This is a genomic window from uncultured Marinobacter sp., from assembly GCF_947488835.1.
Classification (GTDB): Bacteria; Pseudomonadota; Gammaproteobacteria; order Pseudomonadales; family Oleiphilaceae; genus Marinobacter.
Window position 1 is genome coordinate 871,124 of record NZ_CANLBK010000001.1, and the last position, 13,595, is coordinate 884,718.

Here is a 13,595-nt window from a genome sequence, read left to right on the forward strand (position 1 = left end):
TCAGCTGCCCAAACCCTTATGGCAGCTGGTCTCCGAACACACTGGCACCTTCTTCCGGCGTGCTGACCGCGCGCCGCATCCAGCCAAACAACTCTCGACCAAAACCTTTTTGATACCCCGATAAGTCTGGCTTCGCGGGTTCCCGGCTTGCAAACTCCGTTTCATCCACAAGGATGTCCAGGGTGCACTTATCCGCATCCAGGCATATAGCGTCACCATCTTTAACCCGGGCAAGCGCTCCACCTTCAAGGGCTTCCGGGTACACGTGAATCGCTGCGGGAACCTTGCCGGACGCCCCAGACATTCGACCGTCCGTAACAAGGGCAACCTTGAACCCTCTATCCTGCAATACCCCGAGATACGGCGTCAGCTTGTGCAGCTCCGGCATACCATTGGATCTTGGACCCTGAAAGCGCACAACAACAACGCAGTCTTTATCCAGTTCGCCCGCATCGAACGCAGCTTTCAGTTCATTCTGATCATTGAACACCACAGCGGGCGCTTCAACTTTGTGGTGCTCTGCCGCAACCGCAGAAACCTTGATCACGCCCCGCCCAAGGTTGCCGTGCAATACCTTGAGGCCACCGTCTGGCGCAAAAGGCTCAGATGCAGTGCTTAGCACGTCTGGGCGCAGGCTTTTTCCAATAAATGGCTGCCACGCCAACGTGCCAGATTCCAATATTGGCATTTGGGTATAGCGTTCCAGCCCGCGCCCTACAACCGTCTCCACATCGTTATGCAAGAGCCCGTTATCAAGCAGTTCCCGAATCAGGAAGGGTGTTCCACCAGCTTCGTGGAAGGCGTTCACATCTTCTTCGCCATTAGGGTATATGCGGGTCATGGACGGCACAGCAGAGGACAGATCGGCGTAATCATCCCAGTCGATAATAATGCCGGCAGCGCGGGCAATCGCCACCCAATGCAGCGTATGGTTGGTGGAACCTCCCGTTACCAGAAGTGCAACCAGCGCATTTACAATGCTTTTTTCATCAACCATATCACCCAAGCCAAGTTCTCCCCCCTGAGGCTTGGATAGACGGATCACTTGCTCGGTTGCAGCACGGGTTAGCTGATCCCGCAACGGGGTGTTCGGGTGAACAAAGGCCGCCCCGGGTAAATGCAGCCCCATAACCTCCACCAGTAACTGGTTGCTGTTCGCAGTTCCATAAAAGGTGCAAGTGCCTGGGCTGTGGTAGGACTTGCTCTCAGCCTCGAGCAACTCCTCTTTGCCAATCTTTCCTTCTGCGTACAGTTGCCGGATTCGCTGCTTTTCTTTATTCGGAAGGCCAGAAGGCATAGGGCCGGCTGGAACAAGAATGGTAGGCAGGTACCCAAAACTGAGGGCACCAATCATTAGCCCCGGAACAATCTTGTCACAAATCCCCAACAACAACGTCGCATCAAACATGTTGTGGCTCAGAGCCACGGCAGTGCTCATGGCAATAGTGTCCCGAGAGAACAAGCTGAGTTCCATGCCGGGCTGGCCTTGGGTCACGCCATCACACATGGCCGGCGTACCACCAGCAAACTGGGCCACAGACCCCATACCATGGGCGGCTTCACGAATAACATCGGGAAAGCCCGCGTATGGCTGATGCGCTGAGAGCATGTCGTTATAGGCCGAAACCATGGCCACATTGGCTTTGCTCATGAGCTTCAAGGTGTCTTTATCGCTCTGACCGCAAGCCGCAAAGCCATGGGCAAGATTGCTGCAGGAGAGCGCCCCCCGGTGCGGCGACTGTGCTTTAAGCTCATTCATCTGGCCAAGGTAATCCTCTCGAGAGGCGCGGCTGCGGTCGATAATTCGCTGGGTAACTTTTTGAACCGTCGGATGCATCTTGAAGCTCCAATATCTGCCAGTTATGCAATAACACTCAATAGTACGTAATTTTACCTTCTTTTTATTGCAATCATTACTACGATGTTCATAAACGAGCATTATTTTGTTATATTTACTACATTAACAACAAAGTTCGAGCGAGAATCGAACACAACATCCAGATCAGGATCCAGAAAATGACAATTCGTATCGCAATTAATGGTTTTGGACGGATTGGCCGCAACATCCTCCGCGCGCTTTATGAAAATGACTACCGCAACCGACTCCACGTAGTTGCAATCAACGACCTTGGCGACGCAGAAACCAATGCCCACCTCCTAAAGTATGACAGTGTTCACGGGCGTTTTAATGCAGAAGTCAGCCACGATTCCGAATCTATCAGCGTAAATGGCGACCGGATTGCTATCACCGCCACTCGCAACCCGGAAGACCTACCCTGGGGCGAGCTGAATGTTGACCTTGTTTTAGAGTGCACCGGATTGTTCACCAAGCGTGATGAGGCAGAAGCCCACATCAAAGCCGGCGCCCGCAAGGTTATTATCTCGGCTCCAAGCCCGGATGCCGATGCCATGATTGTTTATGGTGTAAACCACAACACACTCACGGCACAGCACTCTATTATTTCCAGTGCATCCTGCACCACTAACTGCCTGGCGCCGGTTGCCGATGCGCTACATAAAGCAATAGGCATCGAAAGCGGGTTAATGACCACCATACATTCCTATACGAACGATCAGAATTTAAGCGATGTGTACCATACTGATCTCTACCGCGCCCGCTCCGCAACCCAGTCGATGATCCCTACCAAAACTGGCGCCGCAGCAGCCATCGGGAAAATCATTCCCGAGTTGGATGGTAAGCTTGACGGCCTGGCAGTGCGAGTGCCAACGATCAACGTATCGTTGGTCGATTTCGGTTTTATCGCAAGCCGGGAAACCTCCATTGAAGAAGTAAATGCGGTGGTAAAGGCCGCGGCTGAATCCAATCCGGTACTAGGCTACAACATAGAGAAACTGGTCAGCATTGATTTCAACCACAATGCCCTATCCAGCATTTTCGACGCAAACCACACTCGCGTGCTTGGCTGTCATGTAAAAGTCATGGCTTGGTACGATAATGAGTGGGGATTCTCAAACCGGATGCTGGACAATGCTCTCGCACTGATGGAAGCCAGCCAATAGAGGCGACCACTCCGGAACAAGCGTAAACTTGAACGACATTAACCCGAACAACCAAGGGACACTATATATGCTCAGGCGTACCAAAATTGTCGCCACCCTAGGCCCTGCTACGGACTCCCCGGAGTCCCTGGCTGCCATCATCCGTGCTGGAGTCGATGTTACCCGGCTCAACTTTTCCCATGGCAGCGCAGATGAGCACATGGAGCGAGCCCGTCGAGTGCGGGACGCAGCTGCAGCACAGGGCCGGTTTGTAGCACTGCTCGCAGACCTGCAAGGCCCAAAGCTCCGCATTGCCCGATTCACGGAAAACAAAGTCATTCTGAAGGCAGGCCAAACGTTTGTACTGGATGCCTCGATGGACAAAGAGGCTGGCACCGAAGAACGCGTCGGCATCGACTATGAGCAACTGATCAACGATGTAAAGCCCGGCGATATTCTTGTTCTCGACGACGGCCGCATCGAAATGGAAGTGCAGTCTGTAGAAGACCACTGCATTACCTCAACCGTATTGATTGGCGGCCCGCTCTCCAACAATAAGGGCCTTAACAAACGTGGTGGTGGGCTATCTGCCGATGCACTGACCGAGAAAGACAAACAAGACATAGTGACCGCAGCGCGCCTTGGTGCAGACTACGTGGCAGTGTCATTCGTGCGAACAGCAGAAGACATGCACACAGCTCGCAAGCTCCTTAAAGAGGCAGGCTCTAATGCCGGGCTCATTGCCAAAATCGAACGCGCTGAACTGGCCCATGATGTCGCAGCTCTGGATGCGGTTATAGAGGCCTCTGATGTGGTTATGGTCGCCCGAGGCGACCTTGCTGTTGAGATAGGTGACGCGGAGCTTGTGGGCGTGCAGAAGCTCATCATTGCCCGAGCCCGGGTTCTTGACCGCGCGGTTATAACAGCAACCCAGATGATGGAATCCATGATCACCAGCCCCATGCCGACTCGCGCGGAAGTGTCTGATGTGGCGAACGCTGTTATGGATTACACAGACGCGGTTATGCTATCTGCCGAAACAGCAGTAGGCGACTACCCGGTAGAGGCTGTTGAAGCAATGGTGCGCATCTGTATAGGTGCAGAAAAGCACCCGACAATGCACCAGTCGAATCATCGGATTCACGAAAGCATGGAGCTTGTTGACGAGGCCATTGCCTTGTCGGCCATGTATGCAGCAAACCACTTGAACGGCGTTACTGCCATTATTTGCATGACAGAAACGGGCGCAACTCCGCGTTTAATGTCCCGCATAAAGTCCAGCCTGCCGATCTTTGCCTATTCACGGCATCATTCAACGCAGCATCGGGTGGCTATGTACCGGGGAGTGCAAACCGTTCCTTTTGATTCTGCGAAAATCCCCAACGAGCGCACGAATGCACAGGCTGTGTCTGAGTTGATTACCCTGGGCGTGGTCAATGAGGGTGATCTGGTTGTCATCACCAAGGGCGACTATGTGAACGCCCAAGGTGGAACCAACACCATGAAGATTGTGCGAGTCGGCGCCGATATCAGCTAAGAGCAGCCAGACTGGCCTCTGCGATCTCGGTAATCCTGGGCCAGTCCCTCTCTGCTACAACGCCGCCTGGGGTTAACCAGCTCCCCCCCACCGTTAGCACATTGCCCAAAGCCAGGTAATCCCTGGCCGTTTCCCGGCGGACACCGCCCGTTGGACAGAAAACCGCATCCGGGAAAGGGCCTTCAAAAGCCTTCAAGGCGGGAGGCCCACCCGCCACTTCTGCGGGAAAGAACTTGAACTCCCGGTAGCCCAAGCCGTACCCAAGCAGCAACTCGGAAGCGGTAGAAATGCCCGGCAAAAGAGGCGCCTCAGAGGTTAAAGCAAAATCCAGAAGCGCTTTGGTAACTCCGGGGGTGACAACAAACTGAGCGCCTGCCATTTCAGCCTGCCGGTACTGATCCACACAGGTCACGGTGCCAGCGCCAACCCAAGCTTCCGGCAGGGCTTCTCGTACCTGCTTTATCGCCTCGATCCCATATTCCGTGCGCAATGTTATTTCCATCACTCGGATACCGCCCTCAAAGAGCGCCCGACAAAGCGGCACCGCGTCATCAGGATGCTTGATTGTGATCACAGGCATAAGCTGAGACGCTGCCAGAACGGATCTGATGCGGTCGCGATGAAAGTCGGACACGTAATTCATGATTCTCTCCACACGGGCTAAAAAGAGGCCAAATAAGGCTCAGGGGCTCCAGAAGACCTGGAGGCCCGGCTTCAGGAATCCACGAACAGGCATCGCAAACGTACGGCCGGGCTCACTTAATGCTTTCTTCAGGGTGTCCAGTTTATCGTTGCCCTTGAGATGCAGCGCAACAAAGCGGGCCCTGTGCATAAAGGCATAGGTAAGCGTAATGCGCTGATGTACTTGGGAAGGTGGCGTCATCGCAGCCAAGGTTTCCCGGCTTTCCAGGCTCATGCCATGGGCCAGCTCCGGAGCATCAGGAAACAGAGATGCGGTATGGCCGTCATTACCCATCCCGAGAATCAGCACATCTAGCGGACGAGTGAGCTTAACAAGCTCTGCATTAGCTGCGGCCAAGCCGTCTTCCGGTGTATCACCCTTCTGCTTGAGAGAAAAATACCTGGCCGCTGCTGCGTTATTCTGCAACAGGGTCCCTTTGACCAGCCGAGTATTGCTGGCGTCATCGGCTTCTTCAACCCAGCGCTCATCCACCAGCAATATATCCACCCTCTCCCAATCCAGCTCCTTGTGCGACAAGGCCTGAAAAAATGGCAAGGGGGTAGAGCCGCCAGAAACTGCCAGACTCGCACGCGGGGCACTTTCAAGACGCATTCGCAGGAAATCAGCAACTGTGCTGGCGAGTTGATGTGCAACCTGTTGAGGCGTCTCTCCAAAACGCGTCTCTATACCTTCGGGTAAATCCAGTTCAGGCATCTTCATACCAACTCCTTCCATCCCGCGTGATCATTGCGATGGAGGCCACTGGCCCCCAGGTTCCCGAAGCGTATCGCTTCGGTGGGTCACCACCATCACTCCAGTTCTGAATAATCTGATCAACCCAGCGCCAGGCATGTTCTACTTCATCCCGCCGAACAAACAGGTACTGGTTGCCCTTCATGACCTCCCAAAGAAGACGCTCATATGCATCGGGAATGCGCTCCGCTTCAAAGGTTTCCGAAAAGGTCAATTCCAGCGGTCCCTGGCGAAGGCGCATGCCTTTGTGCAAACCTTGATCCTTGGTAAGTATTTTAAGCGACATTCCTTCATCCGGCTGCAGCCGGATAATCAGCTTATTGTTTGCCAGATGTTTTTGGTCCGGATCAAAAATATAATGGGGGGCTGGTTTGAAATGAATAATAATTTGTGACAGTTTTTCAGGAAGACGCTTCCCGGTGCGTATATAGAACGGCACGCCCGACCAGCGCCAATTGTCGATTTCCACTTTCAGTGCCACAAAGGTTTCTGTCTCGCTCCTCTTATTGGCACCTTCCTCCTCCAGATAACCCGGAACCGGCGTTCCAGTGCTGGCGCCGGCTGCGTATTGCCCCCGCACCACGCAGGTATCCATCATATCCGGCGTGATAGAGCGAAGCGCCTTGAGCACTTTTACTTTTTCATCACGGATACTGTCGGCAGTCAAGTCTGAAGGTGGGTCCATGGCGATCAGACACAACAGCTGCAACATGTGATTCTGGATCATGTCGCGGATTTGCCCTGCCTTGTCAAAGTAGCCCCACCGCCCCTCAATTCCAACACTCTCCGCAACCGTAATCTCAACGTGGGAGATATGATTCTGGTCCCACTGGGAAGCAAACAGGTTATTGGCAAAACGCAAGGCAATCAGGTTCTGGACGGTTTCCTTGCCCAGGTAGTGATCAATCCGGAATAGCTGGCTCTCGCTGTACACCTCACCAAGCTCATCGTTGATCACACGGGACGAATCAAGATCATGACCAATCGGCTTCTCAACCACCACACGGGTGTTTTCGGTACAGCAACTGGCAGAGCTGAGATTGCGGGCAATGACGCCGTACATGGAGGGAGGGCTCGCCAGGTAAACGATGAGTTGATTATCGTATTCGGTGCGCCAACTGTTAAGCACACCGAACCCCTCCTCATCATGAAAATCCAATATCTGGTATTCAACCCGCTGCAGAAAAGCTTCGGCTACCGAGGGCTCAAACTCGTCGGGCTTCACGTGCTTCTCAAGCCTCTCCATCAACTGCTTACGAACCGCTGCCGTATCAAGCTCCCTGCGGGCAATCGCCAGTATTCTGCTGCCATCGGCCAGGAGCCCGGCTCTTTCAAGCTGGTAAAACGCTGGAAACAACTTCCGCTGAGCCAAATCACCCAGAGCTCCAAACAGCATTATGTCGCATCGGGTCGTCATTCTGTGGGCCATTAAGCACTTTTCTCCGGTGAGTCAGGCGTTAACAATGCATCTTGCACGTTTCTAAATGTAGTAGTTTTATCTAAATAATGGCACCAACCCCGGATTAATCCAAGGACCTCATCAGGCTGATGATACGTTTACTACCCCAAATACGCTAAAATCCCGGTATAATCACCCAATATTCGAAATGATCTCATCCGAAATTCAGGGAGCAGCTTTGATGGCCGCAAACCATGCGCATCGTGACGACAACCTTCTGGAGGACATACAGTCCAGACTTGATACTCTGAATAAATCAGAGCGCAAAGTCGCAGAAGCAATCCTGCGCGACCCCAGTGCAGCAACACGCTACAGCATTGCAGCTTTAGCTCGAGCCTCCAACGTAAGCGAGCCCACCGTTAACCGGTTTTGCCGGGGCTTCTCTGCAACGGGCTTCCCAGACTTCAAAATACGCCTCGCACAAAGCATTGCCACAGGAACCCCTTATATAGGCCAGAACATTGAGCCTGATGACACCGTTGCAGAGTTTGCCGACAAAATCATGCTGAGCACCATGGCCAATCTGGAAAAGGCCCGGCAGGCGCTGGACCCCCGCGCACTGGCAACGGCGATTGATTATCTGATCCAGGCTAAGCAGATCAACTTTTTCGGCATGGGGGGTTCCGCGTCCGTGGCGCTGGACGCACAGCACAAGTTTTTCCGATTTAATATCCCGGTGATGTCTTATGACGATGCACTGATGCAACGAATGGTCGCTGCCGGCGCCAGTGTCGGGGATGTTATCGTTATGATTTCCTACACCGGGCGCACCAAAGAAACCGTGGATATTGCCCGCATCGCACGAGACAACGGCGCTGCCGTTATCGGCATTACAACACCAAACTCTCCTCTGGCGGAGGTTTGCACCGCCACGCTGGAAATCACTGCTCCGGAGGACATTGAGGTGTATATGCCCATGTCATCCAGAATCATTCACCTGACGGTTATCGATATCCTCGCCACCGGCGTTACGCTAAAACGCGGTGCAGACTTCCTCGGGCATTTAAAGAAAATTAAAGACAGCCTTATGCCGACGCGCCTTCCGTCAACCCCGGAGTAAGCGCCTCTACCAAAATTCAGGCAACAAAAAACCCGGACAATTACTTGCCCGGGTTTTTTTGTGCTTGCCTCAACCTACGGTCGGGATACTTCAGCGGTGCTCCTCAGGAACTGCTGGTAAGCAGCGTATTCGCGCTGGCCTTCCAGTGAAGCCAGGAACGTACGCAACTGATCCAGATCAGCACTGTTGTCTTCTGTGCTACCTTCATGGACTGCATCCAGTGCGACCACGACAACACCGCTCTGAGTCATCGCAGAGCCGTAACTTGGCGTATCCTCAGCAGGCCGGGCCAACGAGAAGGCGGCCTGCACAACCTGTGGATTGACACCCACAGCATTACGCGCCTGCTCCTCAAACTGCTCCCATTCGCCGGCATCAAACGCATCCAGCGCCTTGCCTTCTTCAAGTCCGGCAATGATGGCATCTGCACGCTCATTCAACAGCTTCCGCGTTTGGCGAGCCTCAAGGGTTCGGCGTATATCGTCTCGTACGTCGTCCAGAGCGAGCTTCTGGGCTTTGCGGTGCTCTCTCACGCGGGCAACAACGGAAACATTGTCACCCACATCGATCAGCTCAGTGTTATAACCACCCTCAAGAACATCCTCCGAGAACAGCTGGCGAACGAGCCCTGCATGGTCAAACGGCGCCTGCCCACCATTTTCGGTGACTCCAGTAGCCTCACGAATCTCCAGACCCAGTTCCTTCGCAGGGCCGGCCAGATCGTCTGCGGCGTAGGCTGAATCCGCCAGTTCTGCTCGGACTTCTGCGTATCTCTCCTGTGCTCGTTCAAGGCCAAGTTCTGTGCGTAGCTGCTGCTCAAGCTCGGCCAATGATGGAACATCTGACCGACGAACATCGTCCAGGCGGATCAAGTGCACACCAAACGTAGTTTTCACAGGGTCTGATACCGCGCCTTCTTCCAGCGCAAACAAAGCTTCTTCGAAGGCTTCGTCATACACGCCGCGGCCTGCATAGCCAAGATCGCCACCGTCTTTCGCAGAAACAGTATCTACCGAGAACTCTTTGGCCAACGCCTCAAAGCTTTCACCCGCACTCAGGCGCTCTTTGATGGACGCCAGAGTCTCCTCCGCATCGGCACTGTCCTCAATCAGAATGTGGGAGGCACGACGCTCCTCACGGGCAAGATCGCCTGACCTTTGCTCGTAGTAGGCCTCTAATTCTTCCTGGCTAATCTCAACTTTTTCTGCCATGGAACCTAAAGACAGGGTTATATACGCAGCATCCACCTGTTCAGGTTGCTGAAAGGCGGCACTGTTACCCTCATAAAAAGACTCGATATCTGCATCCGTAACCTCAACGTCTGTAGAGACAGCGGTTGCAGGAATCTCAAGAATACGAAAATCCCGGGTCTGGTTCTGAATTCGCAACAGCTGCGCGGCGTTCTCATTGGCGACCAAACCGCTTTGCATAATACCGGTACGAATCTGGTTGACCACATACTGCTTGCGCATGGCTTCCCGGAACTCGCCAACGCCCATACCCAAGTTCCGCACTGACGCTACAAAACGATCACGATTGAATTGCCCTTCTACCTGAAACTGGGGCATCTGAGTAATCAACGCACTAATTTCATCATCACTCAGCGCAAGCCCCTGGGCACTTGCGTCCTGGATCAGTACCTGCTCCTGGATCAGTGAATCAAGTACGTCCTTACGAATCTGGTCTTCATTCAGCAAGGCAGGATCGGGACGCTCCATCCCGGCCAGGCGACGCTGGCTTTCCATCTGAACTACCCGCAGGAAGTCCCGCTCTGTTATGTCCTCACCGTTCACTGTCGCCACTTCCGGCTCGCCGGAGAAACCGCCAACAATGGCATCCATTCCCCAGACGGAAAGAGACACGACCAACAGACCGATAATGATCTTGGCAATCGTTCCTTGGGAATTTTCCCGCATATCTTGAAGCATATTTATCCCGAATCCCTATGCCGATAATCTCAACGTAAAAAGGCGCACCCTGTTGGAATGCGCCTTCAATTCTTCTTGGTGGCTCCCTTTAACAGGCACCACCGGAGAAAGAACCGTTACTTAACGGCGTCTTTCAGAGCCTTACCTGCTTTAAACCCAGGCACTTTGGAAGCCGCGATCTTGATCTCGGCACCCGTCTGCGGGTTACGACCAGTGCGTGCTGCACGGTCTTTAACAGAGAATGTACCAAAACCGATCAGAGTTACCTGGTCGCCGCTTTTCAGAGCACCGGTAATAGAATTGGTCATTGCATCCAGAGCACGGCCAGCGGCGGCTTTGGAAATATCTGCTGATTCTGCAATTGCATCGATAAGTTCGGACTTGTTCACACTAAACCCCTTCGCTTTCAGGTTGAAGATGTTCTCGGTTGGATTGTTTTTTCTTGGACGTTCTCGACTATCGCACAAGCGGTCGGAGAATTCCATTCTTCGGTTTTCTTATTCCTTTCGGCATTCAACCGGTGTTTGGAATAGGTACACACTGCGCGGGAGCCCTTGGTATTGGCTGCTTCACGGCGAAACAGTTATACCAATGGGTTCTCCGGCGTGTCAACAACTCATCTCGGGTTTAATGCGTATTTATGCGCTCTGCACTGTCATTTTCGTCATCGCGGGGCTTACCTGAACCCTTTTCAGACGATGAACTGGCGGTGTGCGGCTCGGGTGCATAAGCCAGCGCAATGTCCAATACTTCATCAATCCATTTAACCGGAATAATCTCCAGAGACTCCTTTATATTATCCGGTATCTCTTTGAGATCTCTAACGTTTTCATCGGGAATCACAATGGTCTTGATGCCGCCGCGATGCGCTGCAAGAAGCTTTTCCTTGAGCCCGCCAATCGGCAAAACCCGACCGCGAAGAGTAATCTCACCGGTCATCGCGACGTCTGCACGGACCGGAATTTTGGTTAATGCAGAAACCAGCGCTGTGCACATGCCAATACCGGCGCTAGGACCATCTTTGGGCGTTGCACCTTCCGGTACATGCACGTGCAAATCGTGTTTTTCATGAAAATCGTCTGCAATTCCAAGACCCGCTGCACGACTTCTGACAACCGTGAGCGCTGTCTGGATAGATTCCTGCATCACATCCCCAAGTGACCCGGTTTTAACAACCCTGCCCTTACCAGGCGTGAGAGCGCACTCAAGTGTAAGTAGCTCACCACCCACCTGGGTCCATGCAAGGCCAGTCACCTGCCCGATCTGATTGGTTTCTTCCGCCAGCCCGTAATTGAACTTCCGTACACCGGAATAGTCCTCAAGCATGCCGGGCTCGATCGTGATAACAGCTTTGTCGTTGGCTTCCACATGCTCGCGAACAACCTTACGGCAAATCTTGGCGATTTCCCGCTCAAGCCCACGGACACCGGCTTCCCGGGTGTAATAGCGAACTATATCTCGCAGGGTATCATCACGCAGTGTGAGCTCATCCTTACGCAACCCGTTGGCTTTGATCTGCTTTGGCAACAGGTAACGTAGTGCAATATTGACCTTCTCATCTTCGGTGTAACCCGGGATCCGGATAACTTCCATGCGATCCAGCAACGCAGAGGGAATGTTCATGGAGTTGGAGGTGCACACAAACATCACATCGGAAAGGTCGTAGTCCACTTCCAGGTAGTGATCGTTGAACGTGTGGTTCTGCTCAGGGTCCAGAACTTCCAGCAAGGCAGAGGCCGGGTCACCGCGGTGATCCATGCCCATCTTGTCAATTTCGTCGAACAGGAACAGCGGGTTTTTAACACCGACTTTGGCCAACTTTTGCAGCAACTTGCCTGGCAGGGCCCCAATATAGGTTTTGCGGTGGCCACGAATCTCGGCCTCATCCCGCACACCGCCTAGCGCCATGCGCGTGTATTTGCGGTTGGTTGCCCGTGCAATGGACTGCCCGAGGGAGGTCTTACCCACACCAGGAGGGCCCACCAGACAAAGCACAGGCCCCTTTACTTTTTTCACACGGCTCTGCACTGCAAGGTATTCAAGAATGCGCTTCTTGACCTCATCAAGGCCGTAGTGATCCTGATCAAGAATCTCCCGTGCTTTTTCAATGTCGTGACGCACCCGGCTGCGTTTTTTCCAGGGCACTGCCAGCATCCAGTCGATATAGCCACGGACAACCGTCGCCTCGGCAGACATGGGTGACATCATTTTCAGCTTGTTCAGCTCCGACTCTGTCTTTTTACGAGCCTCTTCTGGCAGCGCCGCCTCTTCAAGCTTCTGCTCAAGCTCTTCAAAATCGTTATTACCCTCTCCGAGGTTACCCATTTCTTTCTGGATAGCCTTCATCTGCTCATTGAGGTAATACTCGCGCTGACTGCGCTCCATTTGCTTTTTAACGCGGCCACGGATGCGCTTTTCAACCTCAATAAGGTCGATCTCGCCATCAAGCTTTCCAAGCAGAAGCTCCACACGGAGACGAATATCGAGTGCTTCGAGCAATTCCTGTTTTTCAGGGATGCGCATTTCCAGATGGGCAGCCATGGTGTCAGCAAGGCGCTCCAACTCTTCAATACCCGTCAAGGCGCTGGAGACTTCCGAAGGCACTTTTCTGGACAGCTTTACGTACTTTTCAAACTCTTCGGTAAGGGTCTTCATAAGCACGTCTTCTTCGCGCTCAGGAAGGCTCTCTTCGTCAAGCAGAGTGGCATCACCGGACAGATATTCGCCCTCTGACACGTTACTGATCGCGGCCCGGGCATTGCCCTCAACCAATACCTTCACAGTGCCATCTGGGAGGCGCAGCATTTGCAATACTGTCGCCAAGGTGCCCATTTCGAAGACGTCATCGGGGCCAGGCTCATCGGTGGAAGCATCCCGCTGGGCCACCAGGAGGATTTCCTTGCTCCCTTCCATTGCGGCTTCAAGTGCCTGGATGGATTTCTCGCGGCCCACAAACAGGGGGACCACCATGTGCGGAAACACCACCACGTCCCTAAGGGGGAGAAGCGGGTATTCTTGCACGATATCTTGGGGTATCCGGGTCATAAGGAATCCTCTGACTGTGTTTCATTCAGCATACCACCCTTCATTGGGGCGACCTCTGAAATTGCAATCTTTTTACCAAACAGCACAGCGCACCGTCCTGTTGATACAAACCATTAAAAAAGGGGCGTTTC

General features: G+C 53.4%; 10 protein-coding genes. 3 read left to right on the forward strand and 7 right to left on the reverse strand.

The window, feature by feature from the left end:
- Window positions 1–16: 16 nt before the first annotated feature.
- A complete protein-coding gene (gene edd, locus Q0824_RS04040; RefSeq protein WP_298447747.1) occupies window positions 17–1,837 on the reverse strand; it encodes a phosphogluconate dehydratase in 1,821 nt (606 codons plus the stop codon).
- Between the two features lie 179 nt (window positions 1,838–2,016).
- Here edd and gap point away from each other — a divergent pair, with 179 nt between their 5' ends.
- Both gap and pyk read left to right on the forward strand, forming a co-directional pair.
- A complete protein-coding gene (gene gap, locus Q0824_RS04045) occupies window positions 2,017–3,021 on the forward strand; it encodes a type I glyceraldehyde-3-phosphate dehydrogenase (RefSeq protein ID WP_298447749.1) in 1,005 nt (334 codons plus the stop codon).
- A 67-nt stretch (window positions 3,022–3,088) separates the two neighbouring features.
- Window positions 3,089–4,537 carry a pyruvate kinase gene (gene pyk, locus Q0824_RS04050; RefSeq protein WP_298447750.1) on the forward strand — a complete coding sequence of 483 codons (1,449 nt, stop codon included), beginning with the start codon at window positions 3,089–3,091 and terminating at the stop codon, window positions 4,535–4,537.
- On the opposite strand, the gene eda is transcribed toward pyk, so the two are convergent.
- The 3 genes from eda to zwf are packed head-to-tail and all read right to left on the reverse strand — an operon-like array spanning window position 4,530 to window position 7,401.
- Window positions 4,530–5,180: a bifunctional 4-hydroxy-2-oxoglutarate aldolase/2-dehydro-3-deoxy-phosphogluconate aldolase gene (gene eda / locus Q0824_RS04055; protein WP_298447752.1), complete on the reverse strand. Its 651-nt coding sequence runs from the start codon at window positions 5,178–5,180 to the stop codon at window positions 4,530–4,532. The two genes, pyk and eda, sit on opposite strands and share 8 nt — an antisense overlap.
- A gap of 39 nt (window positions 5,181–5,219) precedes the next feature.
- Window positions 5,220–5,939, reverse strand: coding sequence for a 6-phosphogluconolactonase (gene pgl / locus Q0824_RS04060; RefSeq protein ID WP_366521626.1), 720 nt, complete (start codon window positions 5,937–5,939; stop codon window positions 5,220–5,222).
- Window positions 5,926–7,401, reverse strand: coding sequence for a glucose-6-phosphate dehydrogenase (zwf, locus tag Q0824_RS04065; RefSeq protein WP_298447755.1), 1,476 nt, complete (start codon window positions 7,399–7,401; stop codon window positions 5,926–5,928). The genes pgl and zwf overlap by 14 nt, the downstream gene beginning before the upstream one ends.
- Before the next feature lie 211 nt (window positions 7,402–7,612).
- On the opposite strand from zwf, the gene hexR reads away from it, so the two are divergent.
- A complete protein-coding gene (gene hexR, locus Q0824_RS04070) occupies window positions 7,613–8,491 on the forward strand; it encodes a transcriptional regulator HexR (RefSeq protein WP_298447757.1) in 879 nt (292 codons plus the stop codon).
- A 74-nt stretch (window positions 8,492–8,565) separates the two neighbouring features.
- On the opposite strand, the gene Q0824_RS04075 is transcribed toward hexR, so the two are convergent.
- The 3 genes from Q0824_RS04075 to lon form a co-directional block, all read right to left on the reverse strand.
- The gene (locus Q0824_RS04075; RefSeq protein WP_298447759.1) at window positions 8,566–10,419 is read right to left on the reverse strand and encodes a SurA N-terminal domain-containing protein; all 1,854 of its coding nucleotides are present in this window, start codon (window positions 10,417–10,419) and stop codon (window positions 8,566–8,568) included.
- Between the two features lie 116 nt (window positions 10,420–10,535).
- The gene (locus Q0824_RS04080; RefSeq protein WP_200201015.1) at window positions 10,536–10,808 is read right to left on the reverse strand and encodes an HU family DNA-binding protein; all 273 of its coding nucleotides are present in this window, start codon (window positions 10,806–10,808) and stop codon (window positions 10,536–10,538) included.
- Window positions 10,809–11,046: 238 nt separating this feature from the next.
- Window positions 11,047–13,464, reverse strand: coding sequence for an endopeptidase La (gene lon, locus Q0824_RS04085; protein WP_298447762.1), 2,418 nt, complete (start codon window positions 13,462–13,464; stop codon window positions 11,047–11,049).
- Between the last annotated feature and the right edge of the window lie 131 nt (window positions 13,465–13,595).